The organism is Leisingera aquimarina DSM 24565, assembly GCF_000473165.1.
Classification (GTDB): Bacteria; Pseudomonadota; Alphaproteobacteria; order Rhodobacterales; family Rhodobacteraceae; genus Leisingera; species Leisingera aquimarina.
This window is the reverse complement of record NZ_KI421504.1, coordinates 67,017-85,212: the sequence shown is the minus strand read 5'-3', so window position 1 is coordinate 85,212 and position 18,196 is coordinate 67,017. Positions and strand designations below refer to the sequence as shown.

The 18,196-nt window shown below is 61.6% G+C and carries 17 protein-coding genes; 10 read left to right on the top strand and 7 right to left on the bottom strand.

Going from position 1 to position 18,196, the window contains the following annotated elements:
• The first annotated feature begins 72 nt into the window (after positions 1-72).
• Together AQUI_RS0104190 and AQUI_RS0104185 are read left to right on the top strand one after the other, a co-directional pair.
• Positions 73-1,242, top strand: a complete 1,170-nt coding sequence (locus AQUI_RS0104190; RefSeq protein ID WP_425411808.1) for a type III PLP-dependent enzyme — start codon at positions 73-75, stop codon at positions 1,240-1,242.
• 99 nt (positions 1,243-1,341) lie between these two features.
• Entirely contained in the window at positions 1,342-2,196 is an 855-nt protein-coding gene (locus AQUI_RS0104185) for an urea carboxylase-associated family protein (RefSeq protein ID WP_027256389.1), read from the top strand.
• Positions 2,197-2,436: 240 nt separating this feature from the next.
• Here AQUI_RS0104185 and deoD read toward each other — a convergent pair whose 3' ends face one another.
• The 3 genes from deoD to AQUI_RS0104170 form a co-directional block, all read right to left on the bottom strand.
• On the bottom strand, positions 2,437-3,141 hold the full coding sequence (gene deoD, locus AQUI_RS0104180; protein WP_027256388.1) for a purine-nucleoside phosphorylase: 705 nt from the start codon (positions 3,139-3,141) through the stop codon (positions 2,437-2,439).
• Positions 3,142-3,162: 21 nt separating this feature from the next.
• Entirely contained in the window at positions 3,163-3,480 is a 318-nt protein-coding gene (locus AQUI_RS0104175) for an H-NS histone family protein (RefSeq protein ID WP_027256387.1), read from the bottom strand.
• Positions 3,481-3,597: 117 nt separating this feature from the next.
• Positions 3,598-5,565, bottom strand: coding sequence for a protein meaA (locus AQUI_RS0104170; RefSeq protein WP_027256386.1), 1,968 nt, complete (start codon positions 5,563-5,565; stop codon positions 3,598-3,600).
• Between the two features lie 196 nt (positions 5,566-5,761).
• Between AQUI_RS0104170 and AQUI_RS29140 the strand changes: the two genes are divergently transcribed.
• The 8 genes from AQUI_RS29140 (at position 5,762) to AQUI_RS0104135 (ending at position 13,874) form a co-directional block, all read left to right on the top strand.
• Positions 5,762-6,097 carry an acyltransferase family protein gene (locus AQUI_RS29140; RefSeq protein ID WP_051371818.1) on the top strand — a complete coding sequence of 112 codons (336 nt, stop codon included), beginning with the start codon at positions 5,762-5,764 and terminating at the stop codon, positions 6,095-6,097.
• A 259-nt stretch (positions 6,098-6,356) separates the two neighbouring features.
• The gene (locus AQUI_RS30595) at positions 6,357-6,842 is read left to right on the top strand and encodes an acyltransferase family protein (RefSeq protein WP_156916769.1); all 486 of its coding nucleotides are present in this window, start codon (positions 6,357-6,359) and stop codon (positions 6,840-6,842) included.
• Between the two features lie 70 nt (positions 6,843-6,912).
• The gene (locus AQUI_RS0104160; protein WP_027256385.1) at positions 6,913-8,343 is read left to right on the top strand and encodes a 1-acyl-sn-glycerol-3-phosphate acyltransferase; all 1,431 of its coding nucleotides are present in this window, start codon (positions 6,913-6,915) and stop codon (positions 8,341-8,343) included.
• A gap of 112 nt (positions 8,344-8,455) precedes the next feature.
• On the top strand, positions 8,456-9,742 hold the full coding sequence (ccrA, locus tag AQUI_RS0104155; protein WP_027256384.1) for a crotonyl-CoA carboxylase/reductase: 1,287 nt from the start codon (positions 8,456-8,458) through the stop codon (positions 9,740-9,742).
• A gap of 353 nt (positions 9,743-10,095) precedes the next feature.
• The gene (locus AQUI_RS0104150; RefSeq protein WP_027256383.1) at positions 10,096-10,815 is read left to right on the top strand and encodes a helix-turn-helix transcriptional regulator; all 720 of its coding nucleotides are present in this window, start codon (positions 10,096-10,098) and stop codon (positions 10,813-10,815) included.
• 93 nt (positions 10,816-10,908) lie between these two features.
• Positions 10,909-11,550, top strand: coding sequence for an acyl-homoserine-lactone synthase (locus tag AQUI_RS0104145; RefSeq protein WP_027256382.1), 642 nt, complete (start codon positions 10,909-10,911; stop codon positions 11,548-11,550).
• A 63-nt stretch (positions 11,551-11,613) separates the two neighbouring features.
• Positions 11,614-13,152: an ATP-dependent DNA helicase gene (locus AQUI_RS0104140; RefSeq protein WP_027256381.1), complete on the top strand. Its 1,539-nt coding sequence runs from the start codon at positions 11,614-11,616 to the stop codon at positions 13,150-13,152.
• Positions 13,149-13,874: an SDR family oxidoreductase gene (locus tag AQUI_RS0104135; protein ID WP_027256380.1), complete on the top strand. Its 726-nt coding sequence runs from the start codon at positions 13,149-13,151 to the stop codon at positions 13,872-13,874. The genes AQUI_RS0104140 and AQUI_RS0104135 overlap by 4 nt, the downstream gene beginning before the upstream one ends.
• Positions 13,875-14,042: 168 nt before the next feature.
• Here AQUI_RS0104135 and AQUI_RS0104130 read toward each other — a convergent pair whose 3' ends face one another.
• From AQUI_RS0104130 to AQUI_RS0104115, 4 genes are all read right to left on the bottom strand, one after another.
• Complete coding sequence (locus tag AQUI_RS0104130) at positions 14,043-14,828, bottom strand: TIGR02186 family protein (protein WP_027256379.1); 786 nt, start codon at positions 14,826-14,828, stop codon at positions 14,043-14,045.
• Positions 14,829-14,830: 2 nt separating this feature from the next.
• Positions 14,831-15,754 (bottom strand): sulfite exporter TauE/SafE family protein, encoded by a 924-nt coding sequence (locus AQUI_RS0104125; protein WP_027256378.1) that lies wholly within the window; start codon positions 15,752-15,754, stop codon positions 14,831-14,833.
• A gap of 286 nt (positions 15,755-16,040) precedes the next feature.
• Positions 16,041-17,006: an ABC transporter permease gene (locus AQUI_RS0104120; RefSeq protein WP_027256377.1), complete on the bottom strand. Its 966-nt coding sequence runs from the start codon at positions 17,004-17,006 to the stop codon at positions 16,041-16,043.
• On the bottom strand, positions 17,006-18,100 hold the full coding sequence (locus AQUI_RS0104115; RefSeq protein ID WP_027256376.1) for an ABC transporter permease: 1,095 nt from the start codon (positions 18,098-18,100) through the stop codon (positions 17,006-17,008). Before AQUI_RS0104115 ends, AQUI_RS0104120 begins: the two co-directional genes overlap by 1 nt.
• Positions 18,101-18,196 lie beyond the last annotated feature (96 nt).

The window sequence follows — 18,196 nt, the reverse complement described above, 5'->3', positions numbered from 1 at the left end:
GGTTACGTAGCGACGGTAACGTCTCTGACAGAACTGAGCGGTCATATATGGCCGGGTCTTTTGGAGATGACCATGAACGCAAACGTAGCCGGGCTGACTGCCCGTAATTGCGAAACTGTATCCCGCACTTTGAGCTTCATCGCTTCAAGCCGGTTCGAGCGGCCGACACTGGTGGTGGACGCCGAAGCGGTTACTGCGAAGTACCAGGCACTGGCCCGCGGGCTGGGCCGCGCGCGCATTCATTATGCGGTCAAGGCCAATCCGGCAGCGGGCATACTTGAGCGGCTGGTGCAGGAAGGATCCAATTTCGACGCGGCCAGCCGGGCGGAGATCGAAATGTGCCTGGCGGCAGGCGCTGCGGCCAGCCGGATCAGTTTTGGCAATACCATCAAACGGCCTGCCGATATCGCCTTTGCCCACAGCATCGGCATCCCCCACTTCGCCGCCGATGCGCGTGAGGAGCTGGACAAGCTGGCCGCGCATGCGCCAGGAGCCAAGATCTGCCTGCGGCTGATCGTCGAGGCCAGCGAAGCCGATTGGCCGCTCAGCCGCAAATTCGGCTGCACGCCGGAAAAGGCGCTGAAGCTGATGGATTATGCTGCCGCCCGCGGTTTGCAGGTCGATGGCCTGTCGTTCCACGTCGGCTCGCAAACCCGCGAGCCGCAGATGTGGGAGGGCACCCTGGAGCAGGTGGCGCAGGTCTGGCGCCGGGCGCATGAGGCGGGTCATAAGCTGAACTTGCTGAACATAGGCGGCGGTTTTCCGGCCTCCTATGGCTCGGACATGATGCCAGCCGAAGATTACGCCCGCGCAGTGATGGCGCAGGTTGCAGCGCATTTTGGCGATGTGCCGGAGATCATGGCCGAACCGGGCCGCGGATTGGTGGCCGAGGCGGGCGCTATTGCCGCCGAGGTTCTGCTGGCCTCGCGCAAGCACGACGACGACCTGCACCGCTGGGTCTATCTCGACATCGGCATGTTCTCGGGTTTGGCAGAGACCATGGGTGAGGCGATCCGGTACCGGATCACCACGGACCGCGACCACGAGACCACCGGCCCCTGCATTCTGGCAGGCCCATCCTGCGACAGCGCGGATGTGCTTTATGAACGCAAGCCCTATCAGCTGCCGCTGGGGCTAAGGGGCGGCGACCGCGTGGTGATCCATTCCTGCGGCGCCTATACATCGACCTACGCGTCGGTCGGCTTCAATGGCTTCCCGCCTCTGGATGTTGTGGTGATCTGACGGTTGTGATCCGGCCGGGTGTTCCGGCCGTTGCTGCGGGGCTTGCAAGCCTGCAGCGATGCGGTCTTGATGGGGCAAACAGACAGGAAGGTTTGCCTCATGACCGACATACCCGCAGCCCCCGCCGATGCGGAGGCCCGCCGCGCCGTCCAGCCAGTGGTCTGCTATCCCAACGAGACCCTGCCTGCGCCCGATCTGGCGCTGTATCAGCAGGCCCGGCTGGGCGCAGTGAAAACCGGCGAGGTGCTGGCGCAGCCCCGCGAAGCCGCCTGTTTTGAGGTGCCGGCCGGGCATTTCTTCCGGATAAGCTCAGTGGAGGGGTCGCAGGTCGGCGACCTCAACCTGTGGAACAAGAACGATCTCAGCGAGCGGTTCTATTCCGGCAAGACCCGCGCCTTGCATGGCACCCATGTCACCACGGGCGAACGGATGTGGACCAGTTTCCCGCATCTGCGCCCCATGGCCACGATTACCTCGGATACCCTGGGCTGGTACGGGATCGACGATTTCGGCGGCTCGGTGCATGACGTGATCGGCACCCGCTGCGACCCCTACACCGGCAATCTGCTGGCAGGCAGCCAGTATCACCACTGCTGCCATTCGAATCTGACGCGCGCACTGGCGGAACACCTCGGCCTTTCCCTGGCGGAGGCGGAACCGCATGTGCATGACGTGCTCAACGTCTTCATGTGCACCGGCTTTACCCGTGATACCGGCCAGTATTTCATGAAGGCCAGCCCAGTGCGGCCCGGAGATTATTTGGAGTTCTTCGCCGAGATTGATCTTTTGGGGGCCCTTAGTGCCTGTCCCGGCGGCGATTGCTCGGCTGAGCATTCCAGCGATACCGCCGCCTGCCATCCGCTGCTGATCGAGATCTTTGCACCCGCCGAAGGCGCGCTGAAGGGCTGGCAAAGCCCGCCCCGCAATGGCTATGACCGCAGCCATGGCCAGTAGCGGTCAGAAACGGAAAGCATCAATTGCGCCGGAGGCGCCAATTTTGGCGCGACATCTGGAAAAGCAGGGATCCGCAGGAATACAGTGGCGTCAAACGAGCTCAGCCTTAAGGACGCCTTGAAGCCATGTGGGCAGAGAATGCATTCAAAGTGCCTCTTGGCCGTATTGAAAAAAATCCAGACTGATAAAAAAGGGCAGTGGAAAACCGCTGCCCTTACTTTTTAGAGAATTTACGCAACGTCAGGAAAATGCGGCTTCCAACGCAATTTCCACCATGTCGCCAAAGCTGCGCTCCCGCTGATCGGACGGCAAGGCTTCGCCGGTGCCCAGATGGTCAGATACTGTCAGCACTGCCAGGGCCCGGCAGCCATGCCGGGCTGCAAGCGTGTAAAGCTCTGCGGCTTCCATCTCCACGCCGAGAATGCCATGGCGCACCATCTGTTCGTTCAGATCGGGGCGCTCGTCATAGAACACGTCCGAAGAGTAGATGCCGCCGATATGTATGGCGGCATCGCGTTTCGCCGCGGCTTGCGCTGCCGCCTGCAGCAGGCCCCAATCGGCGCCGGGGGCAAAGTTAAGCTCCCGGAAAATGCCGCTGGAGGGGCTGTTCACAGTGCTGGCGGTCATCGCCAGGATCACGTCGCGGACCTTGACCCTGTCCTGCATGCCGCCGCAGGAGCCGATACGGATCAGCGTCTTGGCGCCAAAATCGCGGATCAGTTCATTGACGTAGATCGACAGCGAGGGCATCCCCATGCCGCTGCCTTGAATGGTCACCGGATGCCCATTCCAGCTGCCGGTGTACCCCAGCATCCCGCGCACTTCGTTAACCAGTTTGGCGTTTTTCAAAAATGTCTCTGCGGCCCACTTCGCCCGGTAGGGGTCGCCAGGCATCAAAACAGTTTCCGCAATGTCGCCTTTTGCGGCACCAATATGAATGGTCATGGTATTGCTCCGCCGTCAGGATCAGATTTCCAGGTCGGAAATATCCATACCTGCGGTCAAGGCAGCATGCACCCAATGCGGTTTGCGGCCGCGGCCGGTCCAGGTTTCGTCATGGTTGCTGGGGTTGCGGTATTTTGGGGCCGCTTTGTTTTTCTTTACGCCTTGGCGCGAAGCACTGGCGATTTCTTCCAGGGAGAAGCCGTATTTTGCAGCCGCTTCTTCAGCCGCTTTCAACGCTTCCTGGCGTTCGCGCAGTTCTGCTGCGCGCAGCGCTTCTTCCACATCGCTTTGCAGCTGAAGAAGTTCTTTTCTGGTCATTGCCGAAAGATCGAGGGTCATTCTGCACTCCACATTAAATGACATACCGGAAGCTCCGGTATGTCACTCTTTATGGCGCACATGCCAGACGCGTTTCAGCATCTTTTTGGTAATTCGCGGAAAATTGCCCAAGAAAGATCAATTCACTGCAATTTCCGGTGACTTTGCCAAGTTCACAATGTCGCTCATAATTGAATTGAGCTCAAAGTCTTTGGGAGTATAAACGCGCGCCACGCCCATGGACTTCAGCCGTTCCGCGTCGTCATCGGGGATGATCCCGCCGACAATCACCGGGATATGGCCAAGGCCGGCCTCTTGCATGCGGCCCATCATTTCCTCGACCAGCGGCAGGTGGCTGCCGGACAGGATCGACAGGCCGACCACATGGGCGTCGTCCTTTTGCGCGGCTTCCACCAGCTCTGCCGGGGTCATGCGGATGCCGTCATAGGTGATGTCCATGCCGCAATCGCGGGCGCGGAACGCGATCTGCTCGGCGCCGTTGGAGTGGCCGTCCAGCCCCGGCTTGCCGACCACGAATTTGATCCGGCGGCCCAGCACGTCGCTGACCGCATTCACCGCATCGCGCAGATCGTCCAACCCTTCGGTTTTGTTCGAGACCGAAGCCGACACGCCGGTCGGGCCGCGGTAGGTGCCGTGAACCTTGCGCATCTCCTCGGCCCATTCGCCGGTTGTGACGCCTGCCTTGGCAGCAGCAATGGAGGGTTTCATGATGTTGGTGCCGCTTTGTGCCGCAGCCCGCAGCGCCGCGAGGGCTGCCTGCACCGCGGCGTTGTCGCGTTCGCCGCGCCAGGCGTTCAGGCGGTTGATCTGCTCCTGCTCGACTGCCGGATCAACAACCATGATGCCGCCATCTTCGGTCTGCAGGGGCGACGGTTCACCTTCGGTCCATTTGTTGACGCCGACCACCACGGTCTCGTTCTTTTCAATCCGGTTCAGTCGCTCGGCGTTGGAATCGACCAGGCGCCCCTTCATGTATTCGATCGAGGCCACCGCTCCACCCATCGATTCCAGGTTGGCCAACTCGGCGCGCGCACCGTTCTTCAGCTCTTCAACCTTGGCATCCACCGCCGGATTGCCGTCGAACAGGTCGCCGTATTCCAAGAGATCGGTTTCATAGGCCAGGATCTGCTGCATCCGCATCGACCACTGCTGGTCCCAGGGGCGGGGCAGGCCAAGCGCCTCGTTCCAGGCGGGCAGCTGCACCGCGCGGGCGCGGGCTTTCTTCGACAGGGTCACCGCCAGCATTTCGATCAGGATACGATAGACGTTGTTTTCCGGCTGCTGCTCGGTCAAGCCCAGAGAATTCACCTGCACCCCATAGCGGAAGCGACGGAATTTGGGGTCACCCACGCCGTAGCGTTTCTCGCAGATCTCGTCCCACAGATCGACAAAGGCGCGCATCTTGCACATCTCAGTGACAAAGCGGATGCCCGCATTCACAAAGAAGGAAATCCGCCCGACCATCGCCGGGAAGTCCTCCGGCGCGATGCGCGGCTTCAGCTCATCCAGCACCGCCTGGGCGGTTGCCAGGGCAAAGGCCAGCTCCTGCTCCGGCGTCGCGCCAGCCTCCTGCAGGTGGTAGGAACACACGTTCATCGGGTTCCACTTGGGCACGTTGGTGTAGCAGTACTCGGCCACATCCGCGATCATCTTCAGGCTGGGCTTGGGCGGGCAGACATAGGTGCCGCGGCTCAGGTATTCCTTGATCAGGTCGTTTTGCACCGTGCCCTGCAGTTTCGAAACATCCGCGCCCTGTTCCTCGGCCACTGCAATGTAAAGCGACAGCAGCCAGGGCGCCGTCGCATTGATGGTCATCGACGTGTTCATCTGTTCCAGCGGGATCTCGTCGAACAAGGCCCGCATGTCGCCCAGATGGCCGACCGGCACACCGACCTTGCCCACTTCGCCGCGCGCCAGAACGTGGTCGCTGTCGTACCCGGTCTGCGTCGGCAGGTCGAAGGCCACCGACAGACCGGTCTGCCCCTTGGCCAGGTTGGCGCGGTACAGCGCGTTGGACGCCGATGCCGTGGAATGGCCGGCATAGGTGCGGATCAGCCAGGGGCGGTCTTTTTGCATCTGCGGCATGTTGGGCCTCGCGAGTTGGTGTGCTGGTAATTTTATTTCGTCACGCAGATGTAAACTGCAATTTTCAACCCATGTCAATTCGCTGCGTTGCGGCATAGGCTGCAGCAGCGTCAGTTTCTCCAAAAGGTAGATTGAGAGGGCGTCGCCTCCCGCATAGGGTCTGCGGTATTTTAGTATAATTTTCATTGAGGGTGTTATGGCAGAAACCCGCAGGATGACCGAACTTGACGGGCTGCGCGCCATTGCCGTGCTGTCTGTTGTTCTGTTCCACTACTTTCAGCGTTTTCCAGAGTTCTACCCCTACGGAGACAGCCTTCTGCCGCTGGCGGGTTACGGCAACCTTGGCGTTCACCTGTTCTTTGTCATTTCCGGATTTGTCATCACCGTCTCGCTCAGGTCCGGAAACGGATTGCGGGGGTTTCTGCTCAAGCGGCTGCTGAGGCTGTGGCCGCCCCTGGCGGTGTGCGCGGTCATCCACTTTCGCGGCCATGCATCTGATAGACAGCGCATACAGCGGGGCGGTGCGGACTGATTTCAGCGGCTTTGCAGCATCGCTAAGCTTTGTCCCCCCAGTCTTTTGGCGGTCTTATTTCGGCTTCGATGGGTATATCGACGGCGTGTATTGGACATTGACCTGTGAAGTGCTGTTTTACCTCTGGGCGGCGGTCTTCTTCGCAATCTTCGGACCCTGCCGATTTGCCGAACGTGCAGCCCTGGCACTTTTGGCCGGGCAATCTGTCTTGTTAGCGGCAGACTTTATTTTTCCGGACCTTGTACTTTTGCAATTGAACATGCTGCTGCTTGTGGGCTACGCGCATTTGTTTGCGGCTGGCGTCCTTTTTGCCCGGGTATACAGCCACGGCGCCTGCGCCCGTACGCTTGCGCTGCTGGGGGCAAGTTTTGCGATGGCGCTGGGCATGGCTCAGAATGCAGGAGAGGCCGCAATTCTGACGCTTATCTACCTGATAGTTGCCGCCTGCGCCTGGCGCCTGCCTGCGGCGCGCCTGCTGGGATGGCGGCCTTTGTCCTGGATCGGGCTGGTCAGCTATTCGGTTTATCTGCTGCACAATAATATCGGCATTACGCTGTTGTCCCTGTTGCCGCCGGGGCTGCCGGATGCCGCATATTATGCCGGCGCTGCCGGGGCACTGGGCGGGGTGCTGCTGCTGGCTTGGGGTATGTTCACCTGGGTCGAGACGCCTTCCCAGGCCTTTGCCAGGCGATTGACTGTGCGGCTCAGGCATCCGCGGGAGCCGGAAAAGTTGCGGCACGGGTAACTGGCGAAAAGCCCTGCGCGCGAATTTCAATTCCCTTGTAATGCCCTACAGCCTGCGCAACTGTCCTAGTATGACGCAAACCGTGGAAATTCCGCTGTGGTTATTCATGCTGATCGTGGGCTTTGCCGCGGTGACTTTTGCCTCGCATTTCCTGTTTCCCTCGGTGCGTTGGTTTTTCCGGCGGCGTCTGGAGCGCGCGGTGGCGCGGTTGAACCAGCGGCTGGAAAGGCCGATTGAACCGTTCAAGCTGGCCCGCCGCCACGACATGATCCAGCGGCTGATCCATGACCCGCAGGTGGCCCAGGCGGCGGCGGATCACGCGGCGGCGGCGGGTATTCCTGAAAACGTGGCCTACGAGCAGGTGCGCCGCTATGCCCGCGAGATCGTACCCGGATTTTCCGCCTTTGCCTATTTCGGCCTGGCGATCCGCGCGGCACGGCTGTTGTCCAATGCGGTCTACAGGGTGCGGCTGGGCCATCAGGACGAGGCGGCATTGCGCGCCATCGACCCCAATGCAACGGTGGTCTTTGTGATGAACCACCGCTCGAATATGGATTATGTTCTTGTAACCTATCTGGCGGCGGAGCGCACGGCGCTGTCTTATGCAGTTGGGGAATGGGCGCGGGTCTGGCCGCTGTCACGTCTGATCCGGGCGATGGGCGCTTACTTCATCCGCCGCCGTTCGCGCAATAATCTCTACCGCAAGGTGCTGGCCGCCTATGTGCGCCTGGCAACCCGCGGCGGATCCACCCAGGCGATGTTTCCCGAAGGAGGGCTCAGCCTGGACGGTGCCATTGCTGCGCCCAAGCTGGGCCTGCTGAAATACATCGTCGAAGGCTATGACCCCCAGGGGCGCGATGTGGTCTTTGTGCCGGTGGCGTTGAATTACGACCGGGTGCTGGAAGACAAAATCCTGACATCTGCTGCCAAGGATGGCGACCGCAGGTTCCGGGCCCGCATAGGCCTGGTGGCGTTGCGGCTGCTGCGGCTGTTGTGGCTGTGGATGACCCGGCGTTACCACCGTTCGGGTTATGCTGGGGTGAACTTTGGCCGCCCCCTCAGCCTGGCTGCGTTTGGTAGCGGGCGGGAAGGGGACATGACCAAGCTGCTGGGGCGGGAATTGATGGCACGGATCAGCGCCATTGTCCCGGTGTTGCCGGTGCCGCTGATTGCAGCCATCCTGCAGCAGCACGGCTCCCTCAGTCGCGCCGCCGTTGAGCATCGGCTGGCGGAACTGATTGCGGCAATGCCGCTGGCCCAGGTCCACATGCCCCGGGAAAACCTGGGATATGCGGTGGACGCAGGACTGAGGCAACTGGTGCGGCGCGGTCTTATCTGCGGGGGCAATGGTCAGTTCAAGCCGGTTGCAGAGCGCCGCGACCTGCTCGCCTTCTATGCCAATTCTATCCGCCATCTGATGCCCCAAGACGGTGCGCGGCCGGGTGGCGGGGATGATTTTTCTGCGCCTGCCAAAGGCAATGCTGCATCTGCAGGGTCATAAAGTTTCAATATTGATCCAAAAGAGGTTGCAATATTACCTTCTCAATCTTATTCCCTAGGTAATCGCTGCGATTCTGCATCGCGGCATAGACCGGAACACAAAGGAGGCCATCATGGCATTGGATACCCAGACTGACGTCATGTCGTACGAGGCGCCCGAGAAAGATCTCTATGAGATGGGCGAAATGCCCCCGATGGGCTATGTGCCCAAAAAGATGTACGCATGGGCGATCCGCAAAGAGCGCCACGGCGAGCCGAACACTGCGATGGAGCAGGAAGTGGTCGACGTTCCTGAACTGGACAGCAACGAAGTGCTGGTTCTGGTGATGGCGGCGGGCGTCAACTACAACGGCGTCTGGGCCTCCCTCGGCACACCGATTTCGCCCTTTGACGGCCACAAGGCACCGTATCACATTGCCGGTTCCGATGCTGCCGGCATCGTCTGGGCGGTGGGCTCCAAAGTCACCCGCTGGAAAGTCGGCGACGAGGTGGTGATCCACTGCAACCAGGACGATGGCGACGACGAGGAATGCAACGGCGGCGACCCGATGTTCTCGACCAGCCAGCGGATCTGGGGCTATGAAACCCCGGACGGCTCCTTTGCCCAGTTCACCAATGTGCAGGCGCAGCAGCTGATGCCGCGCCCCAAGCACCTGACCTGGGAAGAAAGCGCCTGCTACACGCTGACCCTGGCCACCGCCTACCGGATGCTGTTCGGCCATGAGCCGCATGACCTGAAGCCTGGCCAGAACGTGCTGGTTTGGGGCGCGTCTGGCGGCCTGGGGTCCTATGCAATCCAGCTGATCAACACGGCCGGCGCCAACGCCATCGGTGTGATCTCGGACGAAAGCAAGCGCGACTTTGTCATGGGGCTGGGCGCCAAGGGTGTTCTGAACCGCAAGGACTTCAACTGCTGGGGGCAAATGCCCACAGTGAACACCCCCGAATACGCTGCCTGGTTCAAGGAAGCGCGCAAATTCGGCAAAGCGATCTGGGACATCACCGGCAAAGGCGTAAACGTCGACATGGTGTTCGAGCACCCCGGCGAGAGCACATTCCCGGTTTCGACATTCGTCTGCAAAAAGGGCGGCATGGTCGTGATCTGCGCTGGCACCACCGGCTATAATCTGACCTTTGACGTGCGCTACATGTGGATGCATCAGAAACGTCTGCAGGGCTCGCATTTTGCCCATCTCAAGCAGGCTGCCTCTGCAAACAAACTGATGGTCGAGCGCCGCCTGGATCCCTGCATGTCCGAAGTCTTTACCTGGAACGATCTGCCGGAGGCGCATATGAAGATGCGGCGCAACGAGCATCTGCCCGGCAACATGTCGGTGCTGGTTCAGGCACCGAAGACCGGCCTGCGCACCCTTCAGGATGTGCTCGACGCAAAAGGCTGACTTGCCGGCGCGTCCAAGATGGATTGAAATTCACCCGCGAATCACACCTGTGCTTCGCGGGTTTTTTGTAATTTTATCTTTTTCAGGAAGTTAACCGCTGCGCCCTCACTATTTCCGGGGAGGCGGGGCTTGGAGGTCGCGCAATTAAGTTGCTAGTGTTGCGCTCCCGGCGCAATACCCGCGCAATCAGGTGCCTGGCTGCAGTAAACTGCCCAAACCCCTGAGGTTGTCATTGACCGCACAGAGTCCCGCACTGCAAAAGAACAAAAGTTGTTTGCAACGAAGCCTGAGACAGCCTTGTTGGTTGTGAATAGCCGGATCGGGCAGGCTCTGGACTAAACTGGTATACGGCGATGGCACATAAGGCAGAACTGGACCGCATTTTGGAGGCGCTTGACGCCACCAAAACCATTGATGGGCTGCAATCGATAGTTGACCAGGTGTGCGGTGTGTTCGGGGTCGATCATGCCATGTATCACTGGGTCGACAGCGCCGGCGACCACTACCATTTCGGCACTTATCCGCAGACCTGGGTCGAACGCTACCAGGAAATGGCCTATGTGCGGGTCGATCCGGTGGTGGCCGGCTGCTATCAGCGGTTCCACCCGGTTGACTGGAAACGGCTGGACTGGTCGCCGAAACCGGCCCGCGAATTTCTGAAAGACGCGTTGGAGCATGGGGTCGGCAACCAAGGCTATTCTATTCCGATCCGTGGGCCGAACGGGCAATTTGCGGTGTTTACCGTCAGCCACAATTGCGACGATGAGGCTTGGGAGAAACTCACCGAGCGCTGCAGCCGGGATATGATCCTGATGGCGCATTACTTTAATCGCAAAGCGCTTGAATTTGAGCCCAGCCGCAGTCCGGAGCAGGCTCAGCCGCTGTCGCCGCGTGAAGTGGACGCGCTGACATTGCTGGCAATCGGTTACAGTCGTGCACAGGTGGCAAAAACCCTGTCAATCTCGGAACACACGCTGCGTGTCTATATTGAAAGCGCCCGGTTCAAGCTTGGTGCGATCAATACGACGCATGCCATAGCCCGGGCCATGACACTCGGATTTATTGTAGTTTAACGGCAGAGTGTGAAGGCTTCGGTAAATACACTCTGAAATTGTAATTCGCAGGCGTAACCTGTCCCTACTGTTCTACCAGAAGGGGACTATTCAATGCTTCGTTATATCTACGGTCATGATCTTCACAACCACGCAGACCTTGCGCACTCGATGTTCCGCGACCGGGCGGATCAATTCCAGGCCCGGCTGGGCTGGGAGGTGCAAGTGGACCGCAATGGCGAGGAGCGCGACCAGTATGACCAGCTGGATCCGCTCTATGTGATCTGGGAAATGCCGGATGGCAGCCATGGCGGCTCGATGCGGTTTCTTCCGACCACTGGCCCGGTGATGGTCAATGACGTCTTTCTTGACCTGGCCGGCGGGGTGCCGATCTGCAGCCCGCTGATCTGGGAATGCACCCGCTTTTGCCTGTCACCCGACGCGGGCGCCAATGTGGCGGGCGCACTGACTCTGGGCGGGGTTGAGATCATGCGCAATTTTTCCGTGCAGCATTTCGCCGGGGTCTTTGACCGGCGCATGGTGCGGATCTACCGCAGCCTCGGCTTCAGCCCGGACATCATCGGGACCCAAGGCGAAGGCCGTGAACGAATCTGCCTCGGCCTGTGGGAATACACACCAGAGGTCTATCTGAACGTCGCCTCCCTGGCCGGAATTGCCCCCGAATTGTCGCAGCTCTGGTTCGATCGTTCCTTTGGCAGTGCCAGTGCGGCAGCGCCCATGGCTCTCACCGGCTGATTGAGGCGGAATCCGGGGCCGGATCCTCTGGCGGACCCGGTCCCGCGGCTGTAGGGTCGCGCAATGACAGCTCTGCCCGTACAGTTTTCCGACGACCAGGCCGCCGCTTTTGACAGCGTGACCGAGCTCCTGCGCAAGGCGGGGGTGGATCTTGATGACGGGCTGTTGCAGCCGCCCCGCGGCGACGCCGGGGTGATGGCGGTGATCGGCAAGGCCGGATCGGGCAAGACGCTGCTGCTGGCCGAGCTGTACAAGGCGCTGGAACAGGCGGGGGTCGAGGTTGTCTCGGGCGACTATGAAAGCCGCAAAAAGAGCGACGACCGCCGCACCCTGGCGATCCTGGCGCCAACCAACAAGGCCGCCAGTGTGCTGCGCCTGCGCGGCGTGCCGGCCACCACCATTCACCGTATTCTATACACGCCGGTCTATGATCCGGAGTACGAACGCATCGCCGAATGGCTGGCGGGGCAGGGGGACAAGCCCGAGATTGAAGGGCTGACCGAGGAAGCCCTGGCCCGCGCCGCAGCGTTCTACGAGAAAAACAAATCGATCCCCGGTGCACTGGCCGCCGCGGGCCTGCGCGGCTCGGACTTCATCACCGGCTGGAAGCGCCGCGAGGAGCCGCTGGACATCGGTTTCGTCGACGAAGCCTCGATGCTGGACGACCGCCAGTTCGAAGACCTGAAGGAGATCTTCCCCAATCTGGTGCTGTTCGGCGACCCAGCGCAGCTGGCCCCGGTGAATCAGTCGGGGTCCATGGTGTTCGACACCCTGCCGGAGCCGCAGCGCCTGATCCTGAACCGCATCCACCGGCAAGAGGCCGGCAATCCGATCCTGGACCTCGCCCATGCACTGGCTGACCCACAGCTGGGGTTCGAGGATTTCGAGCGGATGGTAGAAGACACCGCCCGGCGCGACGACCGTGTTGTCTGGGGCCAGCGGGTGGAGGTTGACCTGATGGCCCGCTCGCCGGTGCTGGTCTGGCGTAACAATACAAGGATCCGGCTGATCAACGCATTCCGCGCCGTCCACGGCGCGCCGGAGGATGAGCTGATCGCCGGTGAGCCGCTGATCTGCGACGGTATCGAACTGCCGATGAAACACCGCAAGAAACGCCTGGATCTGGAAGCCCGCGGGCTGATCAAGGGCGCCCAGGTGATCTTTCTCGGCTCCGGCCGCAAACCCGGGTTCTCCCGTCTGCATGTGATGGGGGCCGAGGATCCGCAGGTCTCTGCAGCCTCCATCGTCAAAATCGAAAAACCGGATGAGGAAGAACCGTTCATCCCCTACGCCGCCCGCATGGGCGCCACCTTCCTGCATGGCGCGGCGGTAACCATACACAAGGCGCAAGGCTCGCAATGGGACACCACTCAGGTGTTTGCCCCCGACATCTATGCCGCCGCCCGCATGGGCCGGGTCGAGGCCGGCCAGCCGCTGTGGAAGCGGCTGACATATGTTGCCATCACCCGGGCGCAGGAGCGGCTGATCTGGGTGGTGCGCAACCGTTTGGCCAAACCCTCCGGCCCCTTGCAGGTGGATGACCTGAAGGCAGTGCCGGCCGCCACGCTGACACTGGAAACGCAGGAGGAGACCCCGGCATGAGCAATTCCATCCTGATCACGGGCGCCAGCTCCGGCATTGGCCGGGCCGTGGCAGAACTGTTCCTGGCTGATGGCTGGCAGGTTGGTCTGGTTGCGCGGCGGGCGGACAAGCTTGAGGAGGCCGCGCAGGGCCACGCTGCCGCCCATGTGCTGCCCGCCGATGTGACCGATCCGGCAGCAGTGGACCATGCGCTGAACAGCTTTGCCATGGCGGCGGGGCGGCTGGATGTTCTGTTCAACAACGCGGGCATCTTCACCCCGCCGGGCACCATCGACGAAATCCCGTTGGAAGACTGGTTTGCCTCTGTCAATGTGAACCTCACAGGCATGTACCTGACCGCCCGCACGGCCTTCCGCCAGATGCGGCAGCAGTCGCCGCAGGGCGGCCGGATCATCAACAACGGCTCCATTGCTGCCCATGTGCCGCGGCCCCATTCGGCACCCTATGCGGCAACCAAGGCGGCCATCACCGGTCTCACTAAAAGCCTGTCGCTGGACGGCCGCCCCTTTGATATCGCCTGCGGCCAGATCGACATCGGCAACACCCGCACCCCGATGGTGGAGGGTCTGAGCCAGCGTCACGCCGGCGCCGAGCCGATGCACACCTTTTCGGTGGAGGATGCAGCGAAATCAGTGCTGCATATGGCAAATTTGCCGCTGGAGGCAAATGTTCAGTTCATGACGGTAATGGCTACCAAGATGCCCTATATCGGCCGCGGCTGACGTCTCCCGCCCGTCGCCGGGGCCTCGAAGATGCGCCGCTCCCGTTGGGCCTGGCGCAGCGCGCCTTCAGCGAGAGTACTTCCGCAAAAAAAAAGGACCAGGGGGCTTCTTTCTGGTCAAAAATACCCCGGGGTGAATTGGCCGTAAGGCCAAGAGGGGCCGGCCCCCTTATCGGTTCCGAAGCAAGCTGAAGGCCGCAGAGGCGCCCCAGCCGGAGGCGATCGCAATGGCCAAGGCCATCAGGCCGTAGAGAAAAGGCTGCTCGCGGGACATCGAAAACAGGAACCGTTCCAGCCCCACTTTGCGCACATCGATTGTGGTCTCGTAACTGGACACAACCTCGCCGCCGCGGGTCAGAAAGATGCGGGTCTGGTAATCGCCTTCAGTCAGATCCGCCGGCATCTCAATGGCGGTGCGGAACAGGGTCTGCTCATCCACTGCGACAGTGTTTTCCCGCAGCGAGTAGAGCCCGTTGTCCTCGCGGATGCGCACCACCGCGTCAGCAAAGGATTGGGCGCCGCGGATGTGCATTGCCGCGCCGACCGAGCGGATGGCCCGTTCGATAGAGACCCGGAACCGCAAGTCCTCGGTATCTGTCAGCACCTGGTCAAACGGGGCGCTGGTGGCCACGGCGTAGAAGGCCGGGGCAGAGTCCACCAGAACACTGTCCACATTGACCCAGATGCCCAGCTTCTTTTCCTTGCGGCGCACCATCACCGCCGGAGCCGGGCCGGAGACAGTGACGATCACTTCCAGCGGGTCCTCCGACGGGATCGGGCTTTCCCGTTTCACCGCGCCGAAAATCAGAATCTCCGAACCATCGAAGGTGGCGGTGATCGCCACCCGGTCCTGGCTGAGGCCCAGAACGACTTCTTCCTTGGCGGCCTGGGCCGCTGACTGCGGCAGCAGTGCCAGGGCGGCAGCTGTGAGGGCGGACATAAGCAGTTTGCGCATGATCAGTGGCCTCCCGCAGCGCCGAGGGAGTACAGCTCAGCCGGTTGCAGCAGCAGCTCAAGGCCCAGCTTGACGCAGACGATGATCACCATCAGCGCCAGCAGGATCCGCAGCTGTTCGGCCTTGAGATAGACACCGATGCGGGTGCCGATCTGGGCGCCGATCACGCCGCCGACCAGCAGCAGCACTGCCAGAACGATGTCCACCGTATAGTTGGTGGTGGCATGCAGCATGGTAGTGAAGGCGGTCACCGTTATGATCTGGAACAGCGAGGTGCCGACAACCACTTTGGTCGGCATGCCAAGGATGTAGATCATTGCAGGCACCATGATGAAACCGCCGCCGACCCCCATGATGGCGGCCAGGATGCCGACGCAGACGCCAACCAGGACCGGCGGGATCACCGAAATGTAAAGGCCGGAGGTGCGGAACCGCATCTTGAACGGCAGCGCATGCACCCAGCTGCGCTGGCGCCGGGCGGCAGGTGCCGCGCCGCCCGCTTTCTTGGATTTGCGGATGGCGTTCAGGCTTTCGATGAACATCAGCCCGCCGACCACACCCAGGAAGACGACATAGCAAAGCTTGACCAGCAGATCGACTTGGCCAAGCGCCTTGAGGTAGTTGAACACCACCACCCCAAGCGCCGCGCCCATCAGGCCGCCGGCCTGCAGCACAAGTCCCATTTTGATATCGACGGTGCGCCTTCGGAAATGCGCCAGCACCCCGGAAAAGGACGAGGCGACAATCTGGTTCGCTTCCGTAGCCACCGCCACCGCCGGCGGGATGCCGATGAAAAACAACAGCGGTGTCATCAGGAAGCCGCCGCCGACTCCGAACATGCCCGAGAGAACCCCGACCATTCCCCCGAGGCCCAGGAGAAGGAAGGCATTGACCGAGACCTCAGCTATGGGAAGGTATATCTGCATGGTCCTTGTTAAACCGCAGTTCGTTCAAAAATCAATGATCTATGCCGCTCTGCAGCGTGCAGGACTGATTTGACGCATCAAACTGGACTTATCGCTGGGTTTGCGGCGCGGGGCAGGGCTGCGCCTCAGAGGGCCACTCCCAGTGTGTGCCTCTCTTTTTTGCGTCAAGGATGGACTGAGCATCTGCGCGCCCGCTTTGGCGGCCCTCGATCCGGAAAAGAAGGAAGGTTTGGAAAAGCAAACGTCCGGCGCGAGGCCGGGCGTTTCAGGAAGGTTGCTGCTGGAGTCAGCGCTCCTTGACGTAGGGCTCGCCGCCGGCGCGGGGCGGGATCGCCCTGCCGACAAAACCCGCAAGGATCACCACCGTCAGCACATAGGGTAGGGCGTCCATCGCCTGCACCGGGATGGTGATGCCCCCCAGCTCGATGTTCTGGAACCGCAGCGCGACGGCCTGCAGCAGGCCGAACAACAGGCAGGCGCCCATGGCGTGCCAAGGCCGCCACTTGGCAAAGATCAGCGCCGCCAGGGCGATGAAGCCGCGCCCGGCGGTCATATCCTTGACAAAGCCTGCCTGCAGCGCGGTGGCCAGATAAGCGCCGGCAATGCCGCACAGCAGCCCGCAGATCATCACTGCCGCGTAGCGCAGGCCGACTACCGAGACGCCGGCAGTATCCACCGCCGCCGGGTTCTCGCCCACCGCGCGCAGGCGCAGGCCGAACCGGGTACGGAAGAGCACCCACCAAGTCGCTGGCACCGCCAGGAAGGCAATGTAAACCAGGATCGAGTGTCCGGAGAGCAGCTCTGAGTAGATCGGGCCCAGCACTGGCACGCCCGACACGTTTTCGGCAGAGGGCAGGTCTATCGGGGTGAAACGCCCGCCGCTGAACAGAGACGGCGTGCGGCCGCCCTGCTGGAACCAGTCCTGGGCAATCAGCACGGTCATGCCCGCCGCCAGGAAGTTGATTGCGACGCCGGAGATCAGCTGATTGCCGCGGAAAGTGATCGACGCGACGCCGTGCAACCCCGCCAGCACCAGCGAGGATCCGATACCGGCCAGCAGCCCCAGCCAGACATTGCCGGTAACTGCCGCGACAGTGGCGGAAAAGAAGGCAGCCATCAGCATCTTGCCTTCCAGGCCGATGTCGAAGATGCCCGCGCGCTCGGAGAACAGGCCTGCAAGGCAAGCCAGCAGCAAAGGCGTGGCCAAGCGGACGGTGGAGTCCAGCAGTTGGATGATCGTCAGGAAATCCATTAGCTCCGCCCCTTCCGTACCGCCAGGAAGATCTTCTCAAGCGGCATCCGCACCATGTTGTCCAGCGCGCCGGTGAACAGGATCACCAGGGCCTGGATCACCACGATCAGCTCGCGCGGGATCGAGGTCCAGAGTGCCAGTTCCGCGCCGCCCTGATAGAGGAAACCAAAGAGGATCGCTGCCAAAAACACGCCAAACGGGTGGTTGCGCCCCATCAACGCCACCGCAATGCCGATGAAACCGGCGCCTTCGGTGGCGTTCAGCACCAGCCGCTCGGCCTCGCCCATGACGTTGTTGACCGCCATCATGCCGGCCAGCGCGCCGGAGATCAGCATGGCGATCATAACGGTCCGGACCGGAGAAATCCCGGCATAGCGCGCGCCCGGTTCCGATTTCCCCAAGCTGCGGATTTCATAGCCCAGCGGCGTGCGCCAGACCAGCAGCCAGACAAACAGGCAGGCGCCGACGGCCACCAGCAGGCTGACATTGGCCGGGGCCGACTTGGAAAAGCTGATGCCGATCGGTGCCAGAAGCTCATGCAGGGACGGCAGATGCACGGCCTCGGGGAAGCGCGCAGTGGCCGGATCCATCGAGCCTTCAGGGCGCAGCACGTTGACCAGCACATAGTTCAGCACCGCTGCGGCGATGAAGTTGAACATGATGGTGGTGATCACGATATGGCTGCCGCGTTTGGCCTGCAGGTAAGCAGGGATCGCGGCCCAGGCGGCGCCGAAAATCCCGGCGCCCAGTGCGGCAAAGATCAGCGCCAGCGACCAATGCGGCCAGGGGATCAGCAGACAGACCAAAGCCACGCCCAGTCCGCCCAGCATCGCCTGGCCCTCGCCGCCGATGTTGAACAGGCCGGCGTGCGCGGCCACCGCCACCGCCAGGCCGGTGAACATGAAATTGGTGGCGTAATAAAGCGTGTAACCCCAGCCATAGGTGGACCCCAGTGCGCCCTGAACCATCAGCTTGACCGCGGCCACCGGGTCTTCTCCGATCCCGAGGATCACCAAAGCTGACAGGATCGCGGCCAGCAAAAGGCTGATCAGCGGGATCAGAACCACATCTGCCCATTTCGGCATTTTATCCATTTACGCGGCCCCCAGATTTGCATCTTTGACCGGGGTACGAAGCAGCCCGGTCAGCGCCCGGCCCTCCCCGCGGGAGGGTGTTTCCCGCCCCCTCAG

What these genes read in the sequence shown, in the direction of transcription:
- AQUI_RS0104190 (WP_425411808.1), top strand. Translation starts at nt 73, where the DNA reads ATGAACGCAAACGTAGCCGGGCTGACTGCCCGTAATTGCGAAACTGTA.
- AQUI_RS0104185 (WP_027256389.1), top strand. Translation starts at nt 1,342, where the DNA reads ATGACCGACATACCCGCAGCCCCCGCCGATGCGGAGGCCCGCCGCGCC.
- deoD (WP_027256388.1), bottom strand. Translation starts at nt 3,141, where the DNA reads ATGACCATTCATATTGGTGCCGCAAAAGGCGACATTGCGGAAACTGTT.
- AQUI_RS0104175 (WP_027256387.1), bottom strand. Translation starts at nt 3,480, where the DNA reads ATGACCCTCGATCTTTCGGCAATGACCAGAAAAGAACTTCTTCAGCTG.
- AQUI_RS0104170 (WP_027256386.1), bottom strand. Translation starts at nt 5,565, where the DNA reads ATGCCGCAGATGCAAAAAGACCGCCCCTGGCTGATCCGCACCTATGCC.
- AQUI_RS29140 (WP_051371818.1), top strand. Translation starts at nt 5,762, where the DNA reads ATGGCAGAAACCCGCAGGATGACCGAACTTGACGGGCTGCGCGCCATT.
- AQUI_RS30595 (WP_156916769.1), top strand. Translation starts at nt 6,357, where the DNA reads ATGCTGCTGCTTGTGGGCTACGCGCATTTGTTTGCGGCTGGCGTCCTT.
- AQUI_RS0104160 (WP_027256385.1), top strand. Translation starts at nt 6,913, where the DNA reads ATGACGCAAACCGTGGAAATTCCGCTGTGGTTATTCATGCTGATCGTG.
- ccrA (WP_027256384.1), top strand. Translation starts at nt 8,456, where the DNA reads ATGGCATTGGATACCCAGACTGACGTCATGTCGTACGAGGCGCCCGAG.
- AQUI_RS0104150 (WP_027256383.1), top strand. Translation starts at nt 10,096, where the DNA reads ATGGCACATAAGGCAGAACTGGACCGCATTTTGGAGGCGCTTGACGCC.
- AQUI_RS0104145 (WP_027256382.1), top strand. Translation starts at nt 10,909, where the DNA reads ATGCTTCGTTATATCTACGGTCATGATCTTCACAACCACGCAGACCTT.
- AQUI_RS0104140 (WP_027256381.1), top strand. Translation starts at nt 11,614, where the DNA reads ATGACAGCTCTGCCCGTACAGTTTTCCGACGACCAGGCCGCCGCTTTT.
- AQUI_RS0104135 (WP_027256380.1), top strand. Translation starts at nt 13,149, where the DNA reads ATGAGCAATTCCATCCTGATCACGGGCGCCAGCTCCGGCATTGGCCGG.
- AQUI_RS0104130 (WP_027256379.1), bottom strand. Translation starts at nt 14,828, where the DNA reads ATGCGCAAACTGCTTATGTCCGCCCTCACAGCTGCCGCCCTGGCACTG.
- AQUI_RS0104125 (WP_027256378.1), bottom strand. Translation starts at nt 15,754, where the DNA reads ATGCAGATATACCTTCCCATAGCTGAGGTCTCGGTCAATGCCTTCCTT.
- AQUI_RS0104120 (WP_027256377.1), bottom strand. Translation starts at nt 17,006, where the DNA reads ATGGATTTCCTGACGATCATCCAACTGCTGGACTCCACCGTCCGCTTG.
- AQUI_RS0104115 (WP_027256376.1), bottom strand. Translation starts at nt 18,100, where the DNA reads ATGGATAAAATGCCGAAATGGGCAGATGTGGTTCTGATCCCGCTGATC.